The sequence below is a fragment of the Rhizobacter sp. Root404 genome, from assembly GCF_001425865.1.
GTDB lineage: Bacteria > Pseudomonadota > Gammaproteobacteria > Burkholderiales > Burkholderiaceae_C > LMDS01.
In genome coordinates this window covers 441,285-463,318 of record NZ_LMDS01000004.1, presented here as the reverse complement: position 1 = coordinate 463,318, position 22,034 = coordinate 441,285, and the positions used below count along the sequence as shown (strand labels likewise).

18 protein-coding genes are annotated in these 22,034 nt (G+C 63.6%); 7 read left to right on the top strand and 11 right to left on the bottom strand.

The genetic code is table 11. The annotated features are described in order from the left end of the window. Positions 1-18: 18 nt before the first annotated feature. A complete protein-coding gene (locus tag ASC76_RS06685; RefSeq protein ID WP_056464192.1) occupies positions 19-786 on the bottom strand; it encodes a hypothetical protein in 768 nt (255 codons plus the stop codon). A 70-nt stretch (positions 787-856) separates the two neighbouring features. On the opposite strand from ASC76_RS06685, the gene ASC76_RS24365 reads away from it, so the two are divergent. Together ASC76_RS24365 and ASC76_RS24360 are read left to right on the top strand one after the other, a co-directional pair. Continuing rightward, positions 857-2,644, top strand: coding sequence for an AAA family ATPase (locus tag ASC76_RS24365; RefSeq protein WP_082548858.1), 1,788 nt, complete (start codon positions 857-859; stop codon positions 2,642-2,644). 332 nt (positions 2,645-2,976) lie between these two features. Beyond that, positions 2,977-3,816 (top strand): restriction endonuclease, encoded by an 840-nt coding sequence (locus tag ASC76_RS24360; protein ID WP_162247067.1) that lies wholly within the window; start codon positions 2,977-2,979, stop codon positions 3,814-3,816. Positions 3,817-3,877: 61 nt separating this feature from the next. On the opposite strand, the gene ASC76_RS06680 is transcribed toward ASC76_RS24360, so the two are convergent. The 8 genes from ASC76_RS06680 to ASC76_RS06645 all read right to left on the bottom strand — a co-directional run bounded on the left by ASC76_RS06680 (position 3,878) and on the right by ASC76_RS06645 (position 13,564). After that, the gene (locus ASC76_RS06680; RefSeq protein WP_056464190.1) at positions 3,878-4,726 is read right to left on the bottom strand and encodes an OST-HTH/LOTUS domain-containing protein; all 849 of its coding nucleotides are present in this window, start codon (positions 4,724-4,726) and stop codon (positions 3,878-3,880) included. 590 nt (positions 4,727-5,316) lie between these two features. After that, positions 5,317-5,598 carry a DUF2202 domain-containing protein gene (locus tag ASC76_RS06675; protein WP_056464185.1) on the bottom strand — a complete coding sequence of 94 codons (282 nt, stop codon included), beginning with the start codon at positions 5,596-5,598 and terminating at the stop codon, positions 5,317-5,319. An 11-nt stretch (positions 5,599-5,609) separates the two neighbouring features. Continuing rightward, positions 5,610-6,011, bottom strand: coding sequence for a hypothetical protein (locus ASC76_RS06670; RefSeq protein ID WP_157615378.1), 402 nt, complete (start codon positions 6,009-6,011; stop codon positions 5,610-5,612). 112 nt (positions 6,012-6,123) lie between these two features. Continuing rightward, the gene (locus tag ASC76_RS06665; protein WP_056464182.1) at positions 6,124-7,395 is read right to left on the bottom strand and encodes an NAD(P)/FAD-dependent oxidoreductase; all 1,272 of its coding nucleotides are present in this window, start codon (positions 7,393-7,395) and stop codon (positions 6,124-6,126) included. A 28-nt stretch (positions 7,396-7,423) separates the two neighbouring features. Next, positions 7,424-8,758: a TolC family protein gene (locus tag ASC76_RS06660; protein WP_157615376.1), complete on the bottom strand. Its 1,335-nt coding sequence runs from the start codon at positions 8,756-8,758 to the stop codon at positions 7,424-7,426. Between the two features lie 261 nt (positions 8,759-9,019). After that, positions 9,020-9,229: a DUF2892 domain-containing protein gene (locus ASC76_RS06655; protein WP_056464177.1), complete on the bottom strand. Its 210-nt coding sequence runs from the start codon at positions 9,227-9,229 to the stop codon at positions 9,020-9,022. A gap of 1 nt (position 9,230) precedes the next feature. Continuing rightward, positions 9,231-12,521, bottom strand: a complete 3,291-nt coding sequence (locus ASC76_RS06650; protein WP_056464175.1) for an efflux RND transporter permease subunit — start codon at positions 12,519-12,521, stop codon at positions 9,231-9,233. After that, positions 12,518-13,564 (bottom strand): efflux RND transporter periplasmic adaptor subunit, encoded by a 1,047-nt coding sequence (locus tag ASC76_RS06645; RefSeq protein ID WP_056464173.1) that lies wholly within the window; start codon positions 13,562-13,564, stop codon positions 12,518-12,520. Before ASC76_RS06645 ends, ASC76_RS06650 begins: the two co-directional genes overlap by 4 nt. Before the next feature lie 766 nt (positions 13,565-14,330). Between ASC76_RS06645 and ASC76_RS06640 the strand changes: the two genes are divergently transcribed. Beyond that, positions 14,331-14,822, top strand: a complete 492-nt coding sequence (locus ASC76_RS06640; protein ID WP_056464171.1) for a cytochrome c — start codon at positions 14,331-14,333, stop codon at positions 14,820-14,822. A gap of 591 nt (positions 14,823-15,413) precedes the next feature. Here the strand turns inward: ASC76_RS06640 and ASC76_RS06635 are convergent. Next, positions 15,414-15,929: a hypothetical protein gene (locus tag ASC76_RS06635; protein ID WP_056464169.1), complete on the bottom strand. Its 516-nt coding sequence runs from the start codon at positions 15,927-15,929 to the stop codon at positions 15,414-15,416. A gap of 189 nt (positions 15,930-16,118) precedes the next feature. On the opposite strand from ASC76_RS06635, the gene arsA reads away from it, so the two are divergent. The 4 genes from arsA to ASC76_RS25115 all read left to right on the top strand — a co-directional run bounded on the left by arsA (position 16,119) and on the right by ASC76_RS25115 (position 19,143). After that, positions 16,119-18,137, top strand: a complete 2,019-nt coding sequence (arsA, locus tag ASC76_RS06630) for an arsenical pump-driving ATPase (protein WP_082548855.1) — start codon at positions 16,119-16,121, stop codon at positions 18,135-18,137. A gap of 26 nt (positions 18,138-18,163) precedes the next feature. Then, positions 18,164-18,574 (top strand): DUF302 domain-containing protein, encoded by a 411-nt coding sequence (locus ASC76_RS06625; protein WP_056464166.1) that lies wholly within the window; start codon positions 18,164-18,166, stop codon positions 18,572-18,574. Between the two features lie 102 nt (positions 18,575-18,676). Then, positions 18,677-18,916 carry a hypothetical protein gene (locus ASC76_RS25120; protein ID WP_157615374.1) on the top strand — a complete coding sequence of 80 codons (240 nt, stop codon included), beginning with the start codon at positions 18,677-18,679 and terminating at the stop codon, positions 18,914-18,916. Beyond that, positions 18,913-19,143: a hypothetical protein gene (locus ASC76_RS25115; protein ID WP_157615372.1), complete on the top strand. Its 231-nt coding sequence runs from the start codon at positions 18,913-18,915 to the stop codon at positions 19,141-19,143. The genes ASC76_RS25120 and ASC76_RS25115 overlap by 4 nt, the downstream gene beginning before the upstream one ends. Positions 19,144-19,433: 290 nt before the next feature. Here the strand turns inward: ASC76_RS25115 and ASC76_RS06620 are convergent, their stop codons facing one another. Further along, positions 19,434-22,010, bottom strand: a complete 2,577-nt coding sequence (locus ASC76_RS06620; RefSeq protein WP_056464164.1) for a cation-translocating P-type ATPase — start codon at positions 22,008-22,010, stop codon at positions 19,434-19,436. Positions 22,011-22,034: the final 24 nt, after the last annotated feature.

The following is a 22,034-nucleotide window of genomic DNA, read 5'->3' as shown; positions in this document are numbered from 1 at the left end:
CCATCTCAGATCGCAATTTCAGATCGTCTTGATGCGGCGCGATTGCTGGTATTGCGCGCGCAGGTTTTTGCGGGCGGAGGGCGTCGAGGGATAAACGCGCAGCGTATCGACCATCAATCGTTCAAGCTGAACGTCAGAAAGCCGGTCAAAGCCAAGTTCGCGCAGTGCGAACAAGGCGTACCGGAGGTCCTGATAGGCTTCCCAATGCTTCTTCTGCGGTCCCTTAAGAGCGCTCCGCAAGTGTCTGAAAAACGTCTCATCGCGACGGATTTCCGCCTTCGCGATACGGTCTGCCACTGTTGGCGCAGAGACCACTGACCGGTCCACGCGAACGGCCTTGAACAGAGCGTCGTGACTATCTCGCTCTCGTACCTCTTGGAGGAGGCCTGACAGCGTCTGCTGGAACAGCATGATGCTAAGAATCGTGCGCTGTATCGAAAACACGAGACCGATGATTGTCTGCTTGTCCAACTTGATGCCCTCCTCGTCGATCATGTCGTCACGCCACATGTCGTCGAGAATCTGCTGCTGCGGATCAGGCAATTGCGCGACTCGTTTGATGTAGTCACCCATATTGAGGGCGTAAGCCACTAGCGCCAGATGCTCGACGAAAGACAACTCGTAGATCGCGCCCCAGCTGTAGTCTTCGATGAGCAACTCATCAAGCTTTGCCTTAGGGACCGCAGCTACGGCAGCTCGGAAATCGGTACCCTGCTTTCGTAGCTCGGGCAGTACTTCGATCAGCCCTTTGAACTGTTCAGCGGTAAGTTTTCCGTACTCTTTCATTGCGGCTGCAAAGGCCCAATTGGTTTAATGGAGTCGCCGGCTAGTTAGTTAAGCACACCTGGAGAGAAAGATGTACCTCGACAAAGTTCTAATGTTAAATAACGGTGCAATTGAGGACCTAACAATCAATGCAGACTTCTTCGAATCGGGAGATCCGAAGCCATTGGTATTTGTTGGGATTAATGGTTCTGGGAAGACGAATCTGCTATCAAGCATTGCTGATAGTCTCATAGAGATTGCCGCCGAACATTTTCAAGATGTGTCTCCCTCTTCTCACGCCGGCAGACTATTTTACAGAGTTATCGGAGCGAGCACGACAAGGCTCGGGGCGGCCTTTGACCTTACTACTATCCGATTTCGTCATAATGAAAATTTTCTTTACTACCGAAGCAAAGCGGGAACCGTTGAGGCTGGAACGCTGGCGGCTCGATTGACCGAGTTTGCACCGATTGCTTCGTGGAAGACAACTGGTAATGAAAAGGCGACGAACAGTGGTGGCCAAAACATAGCCGAAATCTACCAACCTGGTGCTTATGTTTACTTCCCAGCGAATCGATCGGAACGACCATACTGGATGAATCACGAATACGAAAAAGAGTCGGAGGCGACGTTTCCGCAGAAATGGGATAAAAGACTCGGAAAGCCTATTGTAGTTCAAAGCACGCTAGATTCGATAAAGCCGTGGCTTATTGACATAATTCTTGACCAGTCCGTTGATGCATTTCATGTGATTAGGGCTACCAGTTTGGACACTCTGCGCGCCCAGGCGCTACCAATATTGTCCAGCATTAATACATACGCGGCGATTAATAGAGTTCTTCAAGCTATTCTAGGAGTGCCAAGTGCACGGCTGGTTCGGGCTAGTCGAACCGCAACGAACAGGCGCTTGCACGTACTCAACGATCTTAACGAACCTGTTATTCCTAGTCTCGATAGTATGTCCTCCGGACAGGCGAGTTTGTTCGCTTTGTTTCTTACACTGCTTAAGTATGGCGATACCGGCACCGGTATATCTGGTCCACAAATACAAGGGATCGCTGTTATCGATGAGATTGACAACCACCTACACGTCGACCTCCAGTACAACATATTGCCGGATCTTATCAGGCTGTTTCCGAAGGTGCAATTCATCGTCTCCGCTCATTCTCCAATATTTATGCTAGGAATGAGGCGAGCCTTCGGCGATGGCAATTTTAAATTGATCGAACTGCCTAACGGTAAAATCCTTGATCCTGAAAGATATAGTGATTTTCAGGTCTCCTTTGACGCTTTCAAAGAGACGCGAAAATTCGAAAACACCGTTCAAGCCCTGCAAGCCGGCTCCGAGAAACCATTAGTGTTGTGCGAGGGCGAGACTGACCCCGTGTACCTCCGAACCGCAGCGGCACTTCGAGGTCTGATGAATCTGGTCCGGGGCGTGGAGTTCGATTGGATTGGTAGTAAATCACCTTCCGGTGCAAAAGATGGGGGCGTTGGGGCACTGAACTCCGCGTATAAGATTTTAGGAAATAATCCCAAGCTTACTCAGCGTAAAACAGTATTGCTTTACGATGCAAACGAGAAAGTCAGTCCTTCACTTGATGGAATTCTTGTTAGACAACTGCCGTTCAATTCACAGAACGCGAAGTGCCTCGCGGGAATTGAAAATCTTTTGCCGGAGGGGGTTCTTGAAGAGCGGTTTTACACTAGGACCGAGAAGCGAACGGCCGACGTCGCAGTAATCCAAAAACTGCAGAAAGTAAAACTTTGCGAGTCCTTGTGCGGGGTTTCACCTGATTGGCGAAATTTCGAGAACTTCTGGCCGTTTTTGGAAGATCTCGAAAAAGCCCTTTTCCCGAGCCAGAGCGACGTGACCTAGCTCTGCTCTAGGCAACTTACCTATATTTATGCAGTCGTGACAACTCTGGCGAGCTTCCACGCAATGTGACGAGCGAAGACGAGCCTAATTCGTTGAAAAACAAGGGATTTCTGCCTCTCTTAATACTGTCCCGCTACGAGTGAAATAGCGATCGAGCGTGACAATTTCGGTGTGAGTTCGTCGTCTTCGATCATCCTTCTCGTTAGCATTGCGGACAACTTCTAGGTACGCCAATGGCACGACGCGGACGTTCTGGGGCTCGAAAGCGTCGCAATCGGGCAGAGATTGCGCCGAAACTGATCGGTCTAGGTCTATTGCTAGGACTCGTTCCGTTGTTCTTGGGCAAGTCGCCGTTCGGTGTCGCGCTCAGACCAATGGCGCCCTTCGGCTGGCTCATCTTCGCCGTAGGTTGCGGACTTCTTTGGTGGCAAATTCGAAACAATCAGTCGAAGCGTTCCGACCCTGTACTTACCGAAAGAGACCCGACGCCAGAGCAGTTTCGAAGCCCGCGCTACGAGGCTCCTCCTGTGGACCGGACAGCTACCGAATTTGCTCGGATGATGACTCCCTCAAAGCCCCGAAGCGCTGCGCCGGTGTCTGTCCCGCAATCATGGGGAACGGCGGTCTTTGATGTGATTGAGTGGCGTCGATTCGAGGCGCTCGTAGAAGCGCTGTTTGCTCAAGCAGGATTCGAGACGAAGTCTCAGTCGCATGGTGCGGACGAAGGAATCGACATCTGGCTCTACTCGCGAAACAACCCGGGCACGCCAGTAAGCGTCGTCCAGTGCAAACATTGGCAGGGCAAGCGCGTCGGCGTTGACAAGGTTCGAGAGCTGCGTGGTGTCATGGCAGCAAAAGGCGTCTCACGAGGACAGTTCGCCACTACTTCGACGTTCACCGAAGACGCAACCGCCTTCGCAAAAGAGAATGGCGTGAATCTGCTCGACGTAAAGGCGCTCCTTGCCCTTATTGCCAAGCGCAGTGAAGAACAGCAGCAGACGCTTTTGACCGTCGCCTTGGAGGGTGATTATTGGAGGCCGACCTGCGTCAACTGCGGTATCAAGATGGTGGAGCGCAATCCGCGAAAGGGCGGAGCAGCCTTCTGGGGCTGTGAAAGCTACCCCAAGTGCAAGACTTCAATGCCTATGCGAGGAGCCGCAAGTGTTGCGTGAGAAGGAGAATGCCGAACGCCCTAATGTTGAGAGGCTGAACACCTGCCAGCGCACCTAGAAGCTATTGCTTTTCGCAAAACCACAACACCCTACTTAGCTGTTCATCGGGCCTGTACTCCATACGAAAAGCCCGAGACTCATGTAGCAGCTGCTGCCAAGTGCGACAGCCATACCTTCCGGGAATTTGCGTTGGATGATGTTCCGTCATCCAAGCGATGGCGTCTTCAAGTCGAACCCAGTCGAGGGACGCAAGCGACTGCGTCGCTTGACGCAATGCCCGAACAATGCCGGAATATTCCCAATCGATGGTGCCATCGGGCGCGATGCCGTTGAAAAAGTCGTCCACCACAGAATTCTGCAGAACTGACGTTAGGGATGCGTGCGCGCCGACCATCGTGTTCAGCCAATGCTGTACCTCCGCAATGTGATGATCGATGCGTTCGCAGAACACGGCTAGATGATCGACTGCAGCGCTGCAGCTTTCGACGGTACGAAGGTCGAATCTTTGGATAAAAGTGTGGACCAACTCATTGCGCATCGAGACAAGCAGTTCCAATGCCGACTTGACTGATGCGTGATCTTCATCTGTCAGCTCCATCCGGACACGGATCGCCATCGACACGTGATCTGCAGAAACCACCGGAGTCTTGGTCGTCCGTGGCTCGAAGCCCATTGGTACGACGAAGGATTCCAGAAGCCGCTTGGCCAAGTCACCGAGAGTTCTGCGTGAGACTTCCGCTACGCTCACGTCACGCCGGGCCTGCCACTGGCTGATCGGACCTTCAATTTCGCTATGGGCCAGCAACGTCTTAATAAGGCGCTCGTACTGTTGCAGTCGCAAGACGCAACGCCCCAAGAGACGCTCTACGTTTTGGATCAAATCAGGCAAGTGGTCGTCTCGTTCTTGCATAGGGCGAATCGTAGTGTCAACGAGCCATTGCGCGCATTCAGTTGCTAGAGGCGTTAGAGCCTCCTGACTTGGGCATTGATTGGAGGCGCCAGCCGATGATCAGGCTTCGGAGTAACCGCCTCCGGGGAATGGCGTGCCGCCGTGACAATCCCGGCGCGCGCTGGCGGAGCGTGACGAGCGAAGACGAGCCTAAGTCGTTGAAAAACAAGGGATTTCTCCCTCTCTTAATCCGTAGGTCGAGTGTTCGAGTCACTCAGGGCCCACCAGTAAAACAACGGCTTGCCAGAAATGGCAGGCCGTTTGTCTTTATGGCGTAGCCGTACAACTCGTCGCGATGGCGCAGAGTTGTCGCGGCCCGCTGCGACTCCTGCATTGCCTGGTATGCATACCACGAGGATATTCACCTTCAGGGGCGCTTTGGTCTTGGCGTCGCGCATGCCGCTGTTCGTGGCCGCGCGGCAGAGTTCGCTGAAGCCCTTGATGACCTCGGGTGTGCTCGCACCCTAGGGACCACGGGCCAGTCGAGATGGTTTTGGTGAGGTCGCGGTAGGCAGTCGTCGGTTCGCCCATGGGTGGATCTGAAGGGCGGTTCAGGGTCCGGTCTCGACGGCCGAGTTCACGATGGCATCGAACTCCGCCTGGCTGATGTACTGTGGCACGTAGGTGCCACCTTGGTGGGTCAGCACGGCGAGCTGATAGCCGTCGAGCACTGCCTTGATGGCCGCCGAGTGCGTGGCCTCGCTCGCAATGATGTTGGCGAAGACCGGAGGACTCCAAAGTGTGGCGCTGACGGCGTACGCGCCATGGGCGAACTGCTCCTCCTCGCGCATGAAGGCCAGACTGTCGGCCTCTGCTGTCGACAGGGGCGACATCAGGTAGGTGCCTACTTCTTCAAACCGATGCAGGCGTCTCGCCGGGCCGGTGCCAGGGCCTTGCCGCCACGGTCCTTGGCCTTGGAGGCCATCTGCTCGTGGTGCTGGTCCTGGTAGGACTTGCACTCTTCGTAGGTCTTCATCGAGCGCATGCGATCAAGGTGTTCGTTGCGCTCCTGCTGGGTCATCAGCGTCCAGCCGGGTGTGTAGTCCGAGCCCCACCTCGCCGCGCCGCGGCCACCGTCCGGACCCATACCCATGCCCATGCCCATTCTTGGTGAACTGGCCGCCGGGCCGGCACCCATCGGACCAGGCCCCGTACCGGGCCCCTTGCCGTCGCTGGGCTGCGCGAGTGCGATGCTCATCGACGCACCGATCACAGAGGCCAACACCATCGTTCGAATGTTCTTCACGTTTCGCTCCTTGGCTGCATACACAATGCCTCGAACATATCCAACAGGGTCTTGTTGTCGTTGAGCACTCTTAATCGCATCGGTGAACTCCTGGCGTCGAGAAAAGCGACCGTCAATGCTCAAGTCTCTCGATGCCCATTAGCTTGAGCACGTATTTCTCGTAGATCGGTTCGGAGGAACCGTTTTTCATCTTGTACAGAAAGTACTTCTCGAAGGCGACCTTCGCGACGTGGACCCACTTGCCCTTCTTGAACCAGTTGACGTTGCGCGGCGGGATCTGCGGCAACGCGACAAATGCGGCTCCGGTGTCTCCCATGTCGGCCAGGCAGATCGCGTTCCATGTTCCCTTGGCGTCGGCCGGCCGACCGGCTATTTCGGCCACGATGTTGTGCACGATGGCGGTCACCATGGTCTCGATCATGTAGCCGGTCTTCGGCGCGCCCGTCGCCACTGGCGTCACCTCGACCGGCGGAATCGCCACGCAGACCCCGGCCGAGAAGATGTTGCGGTACTTCTTGCTGCGCTGGAACTCGTCGATCAGCACGAAGCCGCGCGGGTTGCACAGCCCTTCGACCTGCGCGACCGCGTCCACGCCCTTGAACGCCGGCAGCATCATGCTGAACTTGAACGGCAGTTCGTGTTCCTTCTTCGGCTGCCCGTGTTCGTCCATCTCGGTCACGAACATCTTGCCGGCCTCGACCCGCGTTACCTTGGCGTTGGTGATCCACTTAATGTCGTTGTTGCGGAACTCGCTCTCGAGCATCGATTTCGAATCGCCCACCCCGCCCAGGCCGAGGTGCCCGATGTACGGCTCGCTGGTCACATAGGTGATCGGCACCTTGTTGCGCATCTTGCGGCGCTTGAGGTCGGTGTTGAAGATGAACGCGAACTCGTAGGCCGGGCCGAAGCACGAGGCACCCGGCATCGCGCCAATGATCGCGGGCCCGGGATCCTTCACGAACTCCTGGTATTGGCCCCACGCCTTCTCGGCATGGTCGACGAGACAGATCGACTGCGTGTGCCCGTCGGGACCGGCACCGGGCACCTCATCGAACGACAGCTTGGGCCCGGTCGTGATGACGAGGTAGTCGTAGCCGAGCGTGCTGCCGTCCTGCAACTCGATGGCGTTTCCCGTCGCGTCGATGCGCTTGACCTGCTGGGCCACGAACTCGATGCCCTTCTTCTCGAGGTGCGGCCGGATCGGGAACGTGATCGCGTCGCGATCGCGCCAGCCCACTGCAAGCCAAGGATTAGACGGCACGAACTGGAAGTAGTCGACCGCGTTGACGACGGTGATGCGGTGCTGTCGACCGAGCTTCTCACGAAGCTCATAGGCGGCCGGCATGCCGCCGGTTCCGGCGCCGAGGATGACGATGTGCGACATGGTTCGGTCTCCTTGGATGGGTGCGGCTTCAGCGGCCGCCTTGCGCTTGCAGTGAATCGTTGGCTGATCGCAGCGCCGCTTCGTCCAGCCGCCCTGCCGTCGCGGCCAGGCGCAGCCGATTCATCAGGAGCTCGATGCGGGCAGTGAGCAGCGACAGCTCGGCGTTGGCGGCGTCGTTCTCGGCGTTCAGCAGATCCAGCGTCGTGCGATCGCCGACTTGGCGACCCAGGCGCGTCGATTCCAGACGCGCGCGGCTCGATGTCAACGCCTGCGCAAGTGCCTGGACCCGGCCTGCGCCCACGGTCAAGCCCAGCCAGGCGGCGCGGGTCTGCTGGGCGACCTGTTGCCGGGCGCGATCGGCCTGGGCCTGCACCTTCTCGATCGTGCGTTGCGTCTCGCGCTGCCGCGCGTCGCGCAGGCCCCCGGTATAGAGGGGCACCGAAAGCTGGACGCCGACCATCCGGGTGCCGGCGGCGTTGCTCGCCGAGCCGAAGTCGCCACTGCCACTCAGACGATCGCGACCCACCTGGGCCACGAGCTCAACGGTCGGCGCGAGCGCGCCCTTCGACTTGGCGGCCTCCTGACGCGCGATCTCGACCCCCGCGAGCTGCATGCGCAGCTTCGGGCTGTGCATCGCCGCATCGGCGAGCCACACGTCCAGCGCCCGGACGTCGATTGGCGCGAGCTCGCCGGAGGGACGCATCAGGGGCGTGTCGGTCACCTGAAGCCCCGTCGCGTCGGCGAACACCGCCTGCTTCAACTGCAGGTCGGTGTCGAGCGCGAGCAGCTGGGCACGCAACGCTTCGGCGCGGGCAGCGGCCTCGTGCGTGTCGGTCACCGGCACGTCGCCCAGCCGAAAGCGGTCGCGGGTTTCGATCAACGCCGAATCCACCGCGCTTGACTGCCCGCGCAGCACGCGCAGCGACTCCTGCGCCACCATCACGTCGAGATAGCGCTGCGCGGTGGTGAGCATCAGCGTCTGCTTCGCGTCTTCCCATTCGAGATCGGCCAGGTCCGCGGACAGGTCGAGCTGCCGACCTTGCGCCTCGCGCTCGCGGTTGTACAGCGGCATGCTGGCCACAACAGCCCAGCGCCCCGAGGTGCCGCGATTGACCGAGGTGTCGAAGCCGACGCCGGACGACGTGCCGAAGCCCGGCGCGCTGAAGCGCGCACCGCTCACCGACGTGTCGCTGCCCGCGACGCCGGCGGTGCCGGACAGCACGACGGTGGGTCGCCACAGCGCCAGTGCCTGGTCCCGGTGGGTCGCCCCGGCCTGTTGGGCTGCGCGAGCAGCGGCGTAGTCCAGATCGCGCTGTTGCGCGGCACGCCACGCATCGATCAGATCGATCGCACTGGCGGGCATGGAGGCCGCGCCCAGCGTCACCGCCAGGGGCCAAGCGACGAGCCACCGAGGCCGATGTCGCGGCCGCATTACGCCGCCCCGAGTCGAAGCTGCTGCCGCACCCAGGCAACCAGTTGAGTCGCCGGCACTGCGCCCGACATACGTGCCACTTCGGCGCCGCCCCCGAACAGGATCAGGGTCGGTCGACTTCTGGGCCGACTGGTGCGGCCCGTGCAAGCGGTGGCGCCGCAGGAGGGGCAGACCCGGTTCATGCCGCCTCCGTCACGCGCCCGGTTGGGCGCCGAGCTTGCGCATGATGGTCTCCATCAGGCACCACTTCGTCACCGCGCTTTGCAGCAGGTTGGCGCCGACGAACGCGGTGAACGCGAGAAACCATTGACTGACGAAGATCGGGCTGCCGGGAATGCCGAGCGCGAGCGACAACAGGATGAACGTTCCCGCGACGAGGCGAACGAGTTGCCATGAGGTCATATCAAGCTCCTTGGGGGGTGGTGAAGGCAAGGACAGGCGTCGCCTGCGACACGCCGGTGATCGCGCCCAGGCGGTTGCGGTATGCGACGAAATAAAGCAGCGGGATCACAACCAGCGTGAGCACGGTCGAGACCAGGATGCCGAAGATCAGCGAGATCGCCAGACCGTTGAAGATCGGGTCGTCGAGGATGAAGAAGGCGCCCAGCATCGCGGACAACCCGGTCAGCAGGATCGGTTGTGCGCGCGTGACCGCGGAGCGCACGACCGCGCGCTTGAAGTCGGTGCCCTCGCGCACCTGCAGGTTGATGAAGTCCACCAGCAGGATCGAGTTGCGCACGATGATCCCGGCCAGCGCGATCATGCCGATCATGCTGGTCGCGGTGTATTGCGCACCGAGCAGGGCATGGCCCGGCATCACGCCGATGATCGTGAGCGGGATCGGCGCCATGATGATCAAGGGCGTCAGGTACGAGCCGAACTGCGCCACCACCAGCAGGTAGATCAGGATCAGGCCGACCGCGTACGCCGCGCCCATGTCGCGAAAGGTCTCGTAGGTGATCTGCCACTCGCCGTCCCAATTGAGCGCGTAGTCGCGATAGGCATCCTCCGGCTGGTGGATGAGGTACTCGCCGAGCGTGCCGCCGCCCGGTGTGACCATCGTCGCCAGGTCAGACCGCATCGCGAACATGCCGTACAGCGGGCTGTCGAGCCGGCCGGCCATGTCGGCGACCACGTAGTTCACCGGCAGCAGATCCTTGTGATAGATCGGCTGCTCGCGCACCGTGTCGGTGACGGCAACGAGTTCGCGGATCGGCACGAGCCGGCCGGACGTGCCGCGGACGGTGAGTTGCAGCAAGCCGTTCAGGTCGCCCTGCTGCTCGGCCGGAAGCTGCAGCGTCGCCGCGGCCGGATACTTGCTCTGGTCACGCAGGTAGCCCGTCGCCTCGCCGGCGAGGCCCGCCCGCAGCGTGGTCACGATGAGCTCCTGCGGGACGCCGAGCATCGAAGCCTTCTGGCGGTCCACCACCAGCACCGTCTTGGCGGCCGCGGCAATGCTGCTGTCGTCCACGTCGACGAGCCCCGAGGTCTTCTCGAACACCGTGCGCACCGCCCTGGCGACCTGCTGGCGTCCGGCGGCCTCGGGCCCGTAGATCTCGGCGACGATCGGCGACAGCACCGGCGGTCCGGGCGGCACCTCCACGACCTTGATGTTGGCGCCGAAGCGCCGGCCGATCTGCTGCAGCGCCGGGCGCACGCGCGTGGCGATCGCGTGGCTCTGCGCGGCGCGCTGGTGCTTGTCGACCAGGTTGACCTGCAGGTCGCCAACCGCTCCGCCACTGCGCAGGTAGTACTGGCGCACCAAGCCGTTGAAGTTGATCGGCGCGGCGGTGCCCGCGTAGGCCTGGTAGTCGGTGACCTCGGGGACGGTGACGAGGTAGGCGCCGAGCTCGCGCAACACCGCGGCGGTCTGCTCGACCGGGGTGCCGGCCGGCATGTCGACAACCACCTGAAACTCCGACTTGTTGTCGAACGGCAGCATCTTCAGCAGCACCAGCCCGGTGGCTGGCAGTGCCAACGAGACGACGATCATGGCGGCAACACCGAGGCCGAGCAGGCGACGGTTTCGCACGCCGCGCCGGTCATCGAGCAGTGGCGCGAAGATGCGCTCGAACAATGGGCCGAGCCGTCCTGCCAGGCCGTGGGTTGCCGGCGCGTGGGACTTCGCATGCGCGGCGCCCCCGGGCGGTGCGGCCTTCATCCAGATCCGTGCCAGCCATGGCGTGACCACGAAGGCAATCGCCAGCGACAGCAGCATGCCCATGCTCGCGTTGATCGGAATCGGACTCATGTACGGGCCCATCAGGCCGGAGACGAACGCCATCGGCAGCAGCGCCGCGATCACCGTCAATGTGGCCAGAATGGTCGGGCCGCCGACCTCGTCGACCGCGCGCGGAATGATCTGCGCGAGCGTCTTGCCCGGATCGAGCTGCTGGTGGCGGTGAATGTTCTCGACCACCACGATCGCGTCGTCCACCAGAATGCCGATCGAGAAGATCAGGGCGAACAGCGATACGCGGTTCAGCGTGAAGCCCCAGGCCCAGGATGCAAACAGCGTCACCGTCAAGGTCAGGATCACCGCAGCGCCGACGATCGCCGCCTCGCGCCGACCCAAGGCGACGAAGACCAGCGCCACGACCGACGCGGTGGCGAACAGCAGCTTCTGGATCAGCTTTTGCGCCTTGTCGTTCGCGGTCGCGCCGTAGTTGCGCGTCACCGCCACCTGCACGTCCGCCGGAATCACGGTGTTTCGCAACACCTCGGCACGCCGGACCACCGCATTCGCGACGTCGATCGCGTTCTCGCCCGGCTTCTTCGTGATCGACAGCGTGACGGCAGGGTAGTCCGCCGGCGCGGCGCCGGCGATGCCATGCCAGACGTAGCGGCTTGGCGGCGGCGGCCCATCCCGCACCGTCGACACGTCACGCAGGAATACCGGCTTGCCCGCGCGCGCGCCAACCACCAACTCGGCGACATCACTGGCGCGCTGCAGGAACGGGCTGGCTTCGACTTCGATCGCGCGGTTGCCCGAGATCAGTTCCCCCACCGGCACGCCGGCATTTGCCGATTGCAGCGCGGTGCGCAAATCGGTCACCGTGACTCCCGCACCGGCCATTCGCGCTGGATCGATCTCGACCACGACGGCCCGGCCCGGGCCACCAATGGTCGCGACCTCACGCGTGCCAGGCACCCGCTTGAGATCGGCCTCGATGCTGTGGGCCACGCGTTCCAGGTCGAACGGCCCCGTCGTCGCGCTCTGGCTGTACAGCGTCAGCGTCACGATGGGCACGTCGTCGATGCCCTTGGGCTTGACGATCGGCTCGAGCACGCCGAGTCCTTTGGGCAGCCAGTCGGCGTTGGAGTTGATGGTGTCGTACAGCCGCACCAGCGCCTCGCCGTGCGGCACGCCGACCTTGAACTGCACCGTGATTACGGCCAAGCCGGGCTGCGACACCGACATCACGTGGTCGACCCCGGAGATCTGCGCGAGCACCTGCTCAGCCGGCCCGGCGACCATCTGCTCGACATCGCGCACGCTCGCCCCAGGGAACGGGACCAGCACGTTGGCCATCGTGACGTCGATCTGCGGCTCTTCCTCGCGCGGGGTGACGAGCACGGCGAAGAAACCCAACAGCAACGCGACCAGCGCAAGCAAGGGCGTGATCTGCGCGCTCTGGAAGAACGCCGCGATGCGGCCCGACGGACCCAACAACGCGTCGCTCGGATGAGTCATCGCGGGTCACGCGCGCGAGCCGCGGTCTGGGGATCGGTGGCCACGCGTTCGCCGAGGTTCAGGCCGGACAGGATCTCGACGGTGCTGCCCTGAACCCGACCGAGCCGCACTTGCCGCAGGGTCGGGCGACCACTCGGGTCGAGCACATACAGCCCCGTCATCTCGGCGCGGCGCACGATGGCCGTGACTGGTACGAAGGGGCTCGGCGCCGCATCGGCCGCGACCGGTAGCCAGACGCGTGCGAACATTCCGGGCGCCAGGCCCTGGGCGCCGGGCGACAACTCGATGCGCAGTTGCACCGTGTGCGTCGCCGCGTCGACGGTGGGCAAGGTCTGGATCGCCCCGGGCGCGGCCCACCGCCGGGACTCGGGCAATCCGGGCAGTTCGATGCGCGGCGACGCACCCGCATCGATGCGCGTTGCGATGCTTTGTGGCACGGCCACGGTGACCCGCATGGCCGACGGGTCGAACAGCGTCAGCAACGCCCGCCCGGGCATGGCCATGTCGCCCAAGGCGACCGGAACCTCGGCGACGACTCCGCCGAACGGTGCCCGGATGACGTGAAGCCCGCTCTCGATTCGCGCAGCACCTGCTTGCGCATCCTGCGCCGCAAGCTGAGCGCGTGTGGCCTTGAAGGTCGACTCGGCGCGCTCTAGCGCCGCCCGACTGATGTAGCTTTTCTCGTACAGCTGCTTTTGCCGCGCGTACTCCTGTGTGGCGTTCTCGAGCGCGGCGCGGGCCGCGGTTGCCTGCGCATCCCCCACCGCGGTGCCACGCTCCGCGGCACGCGCATCGATACGCAGCAGCACTTGGCCGGACTTGACCCGGTCACCAACCTTCACGTCCAAGTTCACGATTGCGCCGGACACCTGCGCCGCGACGACGGTCTGCCGCAACGCCTCGACGACGCCGTCGAAACCTGTCGACGCGGCGACGGTGGCCGCCTGGGCCGGCGTCGAATCAAGTACCTCGGTGCCGGCCCAGGCGCCGTCCCCAACCAGCGAGGCGGTCAGGGCGATGACGAGTGCGTGAAACCTGGACATTGCGGGGCGATGGGAAGTTAAAGGAGTAGTCACCTGCTTCACGTAGCACTTGCGCACATCGCTGGCTGGCTAATGACACTCTTGCGCGCAGATTCAGTATGAACACGACCTCTGCGGCAAGATTGCGTCAGATCAACATCGGGAGCGTGTGGGCATGAAGGACAAGTGCTGTCCGAGCCGACGCGGCTTCGTAGGCGAGTTGGCCGGGCTGGGCGGATCGAGATGTGCGCATGCGCGCGTCAGCAAAGCACTCGGACCAGGCGTAGATTGACTTGCCTCAAGGTGCGGCTGCTCTTTCGGGCCCAGAGTGAGGCGTGGCAAGGATGGCCACTAACGGTCACTGGGATGAACGCCTTAAGTACGGAGACGATTTGGTCCGCTCTCGCAGGGGGTGCACTGATGGGTACGGCAGTCGTGATGCTCGTGCAATCTGGCCGACGCAGTCCATGGATGGGTGCTGTGCTGTTTGTAGTCGGTTTGGTGCTCACCTTGTTGATCTACCGGTGGTGGACCGAATGACGGCTCGCGTCGCCTGAGGGAGCGCGTGCTCTGATCACTGGATTGCCATCTCAGGGTGCGGGTCGAGCCTTGGAATGGACGGCATCGAAGCCAAATTCGTGAGCAAGCAATCCATCGCCAAAGGCCTGCTGCCTTTGTCGTCCGACAGCCGCCGGCGGCGCATTGCAGCGATTGATCCAGCGCAACACGCCCGCGGGCACGGCCCTTCAGCATCTCGCAATGCCCCACCGCGCAACAGGAGACCGCCATGATCGCAATCCTTTCCCGGCGCAAGGTCGGCGTGGGCCTGATGGCGGTGCTGGCAATTGCCGGCTGCGCGGTCGAACTGCAGAATACTCAGGCCGCGCGGGACATGGAGAAGGCCTCGCGACCTCCCGGCTCGATCTATACCGGCTGGAGGATATTCCAGGAAAAGTGCGCGAGGTGCCACGGTTCCGACGCCAGCGGGATGCCGGGAGCTCCGGATCTGCTGCCTATCGTTCGCCATCTGGGGCCGCGTCGGTTCGTGAGCCTCGTGCTGACACGGTACGACTGGAGCATGTCCGCGCAGGCCGGCGGCGCCGAGGGGGCAGCGCGAGACGCGTGGATCGAATCGCTCGTCCGCCGCGAGCAGGGCGTTCTGCAGATGCCCGCATGGCAGGGCGAGCCGGTGGTCAATGCGCATATCGTCGATCTGTACGCCTATTTGACGGCCCGCGCCGAAGGCGTGCAGGGAACTGGCCGACCGCCGCGACCGTAGCGTGTGCCCGTCACTTCCTGAGCAGCACCTAGAAGGCTGATTCGCAAGAGCAACCTCGCGATGACGACGAGGACCGCCACGAGTGCCGGCGAATCGTTGATCGGGCCGCACGCCATGGCCACCCAGTCCCCTTCGCTTGCGAGTCGTTCGTCGACTGCGACCGCGTGCTGTCGGACAGAGCTCCGCCAAGACCTCACCTGGTCGGCCTAACTGTTTGCCGGGGGGTTTGCAGTGGAGGAGGGCCACCGCTGCAAAGCTGCACGATTCAGTCTTTAGATTGCTGCTTGCCTGAGATCAGGAGGCGCGGTGCCGCAGGCGTCCCGTGAAGGAGGGCGCCCGCGTCACAAGGGGGTTGTCCGATGTGGCTCATAGGGTCGCAGATGGCGACAGTGTGAACCAGTGACGGCTAGGTGGTGCACCTGGGCGAATCGGCCTGTATCAGCTCTCGCTCCACTGTTCACCGTTCAGCGCCTGGATCAGGCTGACTCCAGACGGTCGACTTTCATAGGATGTACGGGTGGGCAAAGTTCAGCACGCTCCAGACAAGCAAGACCCGCCACGCTGCTTAGAACGCGAACTTCCGCCGTTCGGTCACGGCTTCGTCATCGCCCCATGGTCGTGATGCGTGTGCCCGACCATGGCGTCGGCGCCGTGGTCAGACAGTTGTGCATCGAACCACCGGTGCAGGGCCGCCGCGAGCTTGGCATCCACCGTTCGGTAGCGGAGTTCGGCGCCGCCCTTCACCTCCCTATAGGCGATGCTCACCTGCCCGGGCTTGGCCCTCCGAAGCTCGGCGAGCCCGGGCATGTCGGCACCATGGATGTGGCTCGGTCCGGAAAAGTCCGCCTTCAGGAACTGAGCCTGAATTTCATGCAGGTGTTCGCGCACGAGCGCGACCTGCCGGGTGTCGGCTGCGTTCTTGGCGACCACCCGCTGGATTCCGCCCTTGGCCGACTTGGTGAAGACATGGGTGGTGGCCTTGAGGCTGAACGGCATCACGTCGACACCGAGCTTGGCAACCTCGGCTTGACGCTGCGCGTCGGCAGCGAGAACTGGCACCGAGACAGCGGCGGCAACCGCGACAAGCGAAAGGACGAGGTTCTTCATGACGTTGACCAAGTGATCGGGAGTCGAGGGAGTGACCGAATTGTGCGTACAAGAACCCTCGCTGCGGGACTCTCTGGCGATGCCCGTGGTGCGGTGGCGAACAGACGCCATCTCTCCCGCCCTGCAGGCTGATCGAGGTCAAAGTGTGTCGGCATCAGGCGGAGCATAGTTTCCTCAGAGGACACAACCATGAAGATCAAGGTTCTGGGGTCGGGCTGCAGCAAGTGCAAAAGCACCATCGGCATCATCGAGCGCACCGCCCGAGATGCAGGTGTCGAAGTCGAGATCGTCAAGGTCGAGAATCCTGACGAGATCAGGGGCTATCGTGTGCATGCCACGCCGGCCGTCGTCATCGCAGACCAAGTCGTCCACAGCGGCGGCATTCCGTCGCATGAGGACGTGAAGTCCTGGCTCAAGCCCACCAGCGTCGGGTGCATCGATCACCCCACCCGACATCTCTTCTTCACCGGCAAGGGCGGCGTGGGGAAGACCTCTTTGTCCACAGCCGTGGCGCTGACGCTGGCCGACGCCGGCAAGAAGGTGTTGCTCGTCAGCACCGATGCCGCGTCCAACCTGGACGAGATGCTCGGCATCGAACTGCGCAACACGCCGGTACCCGTGCCCGGCGCACCCGGCCTGTCGGTGCTCAACATCGACCCCGACAACGCGGCCGAGTCGTACCGCCAGCGCGTGCTGGCGCAGATGGGCGCGGGCGCGACCGCTGAGGAACTTTCGACGGTGCGAGAGCAGCTGTCGGGTGCGTGCACGACCGAGATCGCCTCGTTCGACGAGTTCTCGTCCCTGCTCGCCGAAGGCGCGCAAGCCTGGGACCACATCGTCTTCGACACGGCGCCGACCGGGCACACCCTGCGCCTGCTCAGCCTGCCCAAGGCATGGACCGGCTTCCTGGATGGCAACGACCGCGGTGCCTCGTGTCTCGGGCCGCACTCTGGCCTGAAGATGCAGGAGGTTCGGTTCAAGGGCGCGCTGGACGCGCTGAGTGACCCCGCGAAGACCACGGTCGTCCTGGTGACCCGGCCTGACCGCGGCGCCATTGCAGAGGCAGCGCGCACGTCACTTGAATTGCGCGAGCTGGGCCTGAACAACCAGCGCCTGGCGATCAACGGTGTGTTCCACGCCAGTGACCGCAGCGACGCCGTGGCCCGTGCGATCGAGGACCTGGGGCAGCAGGCACTGAACGACCTGCCCGCATCGTTGCGCGCGCTGCCGCAGGACAGGGTCCCCCTGCGCCCCTTCGACACGGTCGGATTGCCGGCTTTGCGCGCTCTGCTGGTCCCCGGAGCCGGACCGGCGGCACTTCGGGCGACACCGCACGACGGGGATATCGACGCGCTTCCCGGGCTCGCGACGCTGGCTGATGACCTGGCCGCGGCCGGTCGTGGCCTGATCATGGTGATGGGCAAGGGCGGTGTGGGCAAAACCACCGTCGCCGCGGCCCTTGCAGTCGGCCTCGTGCAGCGCGGCAAGACCGTGCACTTGAGCACGACCGATCCGGCAGCGCACCTGAACGGCACGCTGGACGGCGACCTGCCGGGCCTGAAGGTGAGCCGCATTGACCCAAAGGTCGAGACGCAACGCTACATCGACAAGATCATGGCGGCCAGGTCCCCCCAGCTCGACGCTCAGGAGCAGGCCTTATTGCTGGAGGACCTGCAATCGCCCTGCACCGAAGAGGTGGCGGTCTTCCACGCTTTCTCGCGCATTGTCGGCGAGGGCCGCAGTGCCTTCGTCGTTCTGGACACGGCGCCCACCGGGCACTCGATGTTGTTGATGGACGCGACCGGCGCCTACCACCGGCAGATGACGCGCGAGTTCGAAGGCCATGGCGCGACGCGCGTCGTCACGCCGCTGATGCGACTGCAGGATCCGGCGTACACGAAGATCATCCTGGTCACCTTGCCCGAGGTGACGCCGGTGTCGCAAGCCGCTGCGCTGCAGGACGACTTGCGTCGCGCCCGCATAGAGCCGTATGCCTGGGTGCTCAACAAGAGCGTGCTGGCGGCGAGAACGCGCGATCCCTTGCTGCAGGCCCGGCTGGCAGGTGAACGCAAGCAGATCGCGCGCATGTCAGGAGGTCTCGCCCAGCGGCTCTACGCGCTGCCCTGGTTGTCGGTACCACCGATCGGCCTCGGTGAGTTGTCGAAGCTGGTCTACGCGCCGCTGCCCGCGGCCACCGCAGCTGCCTGAATGACAGCGCAAACCGGAGATTCACCATGTACGGATTCACCACCACGCTCACGGGCCTGTCGTTTGACGAGGCCATCGTGAAGACCACGGCCGCGCTGAAGGCAGAGGGCTTCGGCATCCTGAGCGACATCGACGTCCAGCACGCGATGAAGGAGAAGCTCGGCAAGGACATGTCGCCCTACCGCATCCTCGGGGCCTGCAACCCTCCGCTCGCATACCAGGCCGTGACTGCCGTGCCCGACATCGGCCTCCTGCTGCCGTGCAACGTGATCGTCCGCGAAGAGGCGCCGGGCCGGGTCGTCGTCGGTTTCCTCGATCCGCAGATCATGGTGAACTTGGTCGGCAAGCCGGAAGTCCGGTCGGTGGCCGATGCTGCCGAGCAGCGTCTGCGCCGGGCCTGCGAAGGCCTGGGTGGCAGTGCGACCGAGGCCACCTAAGAGAGTTCGGCAATCGCGGCCGGGGTTCGGTCAGAGAACTCCTACGTCATGCTGCGTACCTTTTCCCTGGCTTCAGCCGGGCCGAATTGGTAAAAAGTTCCCATGAAATTCGGCGACATCAACATGCGCGAGGCTTGGTGCGAGGAGTTCGCCACCGCGTACCGCTTCGAGACAAAGCTCGACAGGAGCGTTTGCGAGAGCGTTGCGCGTAAAGCGTTTGAGAGGCACGGTTCGGTTGCGCCAGCTGTTGCCGTGACCCGTTCATTGGCAGGGAAGGTCACACGCGCCTGCACCGCAGGAAAAACGTCCGAGCGCTCCTTCAATCTCAGGAGGCAGGAATGAAAAGGCGCGTTGAACTTTGGCTCTGGTTCATTCATGACGACCTCACAGAGAAATTGCGCATCAGCCGGCATCGCATGTCCGCAGAAGACGCCGAGGCCGCCTATCCAGGCGCGTGGCGGGTTCCCGGTTCAATGGAAGTTGCAGAGGTTGAAGTCCCGCAGGACGAGCAACTCGGTCATGCATTGGACTCATGGGTTCGCGGCGGCTTGGCGGCGAAACACGCCTAACGTAGAGCACCCGTTGACGCAACGCGAACGGCTGATACCGCTCAGCTGCATCTACTCAAGACTCCGCCTGGACCTCTTTGCCAAGCCCGAGCCGCGCTCTGACCGTCAGCTCGCCAATGATGGGGTGCGCGGCAACGTCTTCAAGTTGCACGGGGGGTGATTGAGCGCCAACGGTAGTGCAGGCGGTGGGCGGCGATAGCGATCCACTCGGGTGACTCGCGACGCATGAGCACCTGATCGGTCGGCGCGTGATGGGGCGGCCTCGCGGCGAATTCGATAGTCAACTCGTCTCAAGGAACACGATGCTGCTCGTCCTCATTGGCTTGGTGCTGGTCGCGCTGAAGGCGCGCGCGAAAGCTCAATACGGCTCCTAGCGAAACCGAAACGGCGACCACAGCAATGCTCAACGCCAGATCGCCAATGGCAGGGACGCCAAAATGCAGCAAGCGTCTTGTGGCGGGAACAGCGAGGGACACCGTCAGCGCTACTGACGCCGCTGCGGCGACTCCCCAGAACGCGAGAGCGCTCGCGGTAAACAGGGTGCGCCATCCGACACCGACCGTCGCGTTGACCGCCACCAGCAGCAGGTTGCCCAGAGTGAGGCCAATCACCGCGAGCGTGCGCGCGACATCGGCGTCGCGTCCGGCCTGGAGCGCGAGCACGTAGATCGCCATCGTGGCGGCGAGCAGGCTGCCGCCTTGCGCCAGGCCCCGCCACAGCATCGGCCAGCCCACGATGCCTTCGTCCGAGCGGCGCGGCGGCCTGCGCATCACGCGCGGGTCTTCCGGCGCGCCTTCGAAAGCCAGCGAACAGACCGGGTCGATGACCATCTCGGTGAGCACGACGTGGGCCGGCAGCATCAGCGGCGGCAAGCCGAACACGAGGGGGAGCAGCGCCAGCCCGGCGATCGGCACGTGGATGGCGGTGATGTAGATCATGACCTTGCGCAGGTTGTCGAAGATGCGGCGGCCCATGCGCACGCCGCCGACGATGCGGCCGAAGTCCTCGTCGAGCAGGACCAGACCGGCCGCCTCCCGCGCCACGTCGGTCCCGCGCACGCCCATCGCGATGCCGATGTGCGCGGCCTTCAGGGCCGGCGCATCGTTGACGCCGTCGCCGGTCATCGCGACGGTCTCGCCGTTGCGACGGAACGCCTCGACCAGCCGCAACTTCTGCTCGGGCAGGACGCGCGCGAACACGCGGACTCGGCGCACCGCATCGGCCAGCGCGGCCTCGTCCATGCGCTGGAGTTCGGCGCCGGTCAGCGTGCCGGCGGCAATGTCGATGCCGGCCTCGCGCGCGATCGCCAGCGCCGTCGCGGCGTGGTCGCCGGTGATCATCGCCACCGCGATGCCGGCCTCGCGGGCCTGCGCCACGGCCGCCGGCACGCTCTCGCGCAGCGGGTCTTCGAAGGCGACCAGGCCGAGCAGGTCGAAGTCGTAGTCGTGCTGCTGCTTCGCGGTCGCGCCGTCCGCCGATGAGCCTTCGGCGACGGCCAGCACGCGAAGCCCCTGGTCGGCCAGCAGGCGGACCCGCACCAGCAAGGCCTGGACCCGTTGCGGGCCGAGGTGGCACAGGTCGAACACGGCTTCGGGTGCGCCCTTGGCCGCGATTCGGTGCACGCCTGCCGCGTCGGTCCATTCGTGCGACATCGCGAGCAACTCGGGGCTGAGCGGGAACTCGTGCGTCAGCTGCCAGTCCGGGTGCAGGTGCTCGGTATCGGCGAGGGCCGTGTCGCCGTGGTCGAGCAGCGCGCGGTCCATCGGGTCGATGCTGCCGCGCCGCGAGGCAAGCATGCCGAACTCGAGCAGCCGGTGCACGTCTTCGGGCAGGGGTGCGCCGGGCTTCGCGACGATGTCCGCCCCGTCGGTCACGAGCCGGGCCAGGCGCATGCGGTTCTCGGTCAGCGTGCCGGTCTTGTCCACGCACAGGACGGTGGCTGCGCCCAGGGCCTCGATGACGGCCGGGCGGCGCGCCAGGACCTTGATGCGCGCGAGCCGCCATGCGCCGAGCGCGAGGAACACGGTCAGCGTCATCGGGAACTCTTCCGGCAGCATCGCCATGCCGAGCGCGATCGCCGACAGCACACCCTGCATCCAGTCGCCGCGCTGCAGCCCGTACCAGGCCACGAGCGCCGCGCTGGTCAGGACGGCCACCGCACCGAACACCTGCACCAGGCGTCGCAGATGGCGCTGCAGCGGCGTCGGTGCCGTCTCGATGTCGGCGAGCGAAGCGCCGATCCGGCCGACGCGGGTGCCGCGGCCGGTGGCCAGCACTTCCACCAGGGCATGGCCCGAAACGGCCAGCGTGCTCGCGTACACATGCGGCGTGTCGTCGCCCCCGATCGGCTCGGCGCTCGCTCCCGCGGCCTGCTGCGACGCGCGCTTGCGCACCGGCACCGACTCGCCGGTGAGCAGCGATTCGTCGACCGCCAGGCCACCGGCCTCGCGCGCGATGCCGTCGGCGGCGACCCGCTCGCCTTCGCCGACGAGGAAGAGGTCTCCCGGCACCAGCTCGCGCGCCGCGATGCGCCGCACCTGGCCGCCTCGCACGACGCGCACGTGGGGCGATGCCAGGCCGCGCAAGGCATCCAGTGCGTGCTCGCTGCGGCGCTCCTGGAAGATCACCAGGCCCACGGTCACCACCGCGAAGAAGGCCAGCAGCAGCCCCTCGCCGAGATCGCCGAGCACGAGGTAGATGGCCGCGGCGACCAGCAACAGCAGGAACATCGGCTCGGTGGCCACGCCGCGAAGCGTGCTCGCGAGGCCGTGGCGCTCGCGGTCCTCGATCTCGTTGGGGCCGTGCGTCGACAGGCGACGGCCGGCCTCGTCGTCGCTCAGGCCTTGGGGCAGCTCAGCCTGGCTCATGCCGCGGCGCGGGCGGGCAGCGCC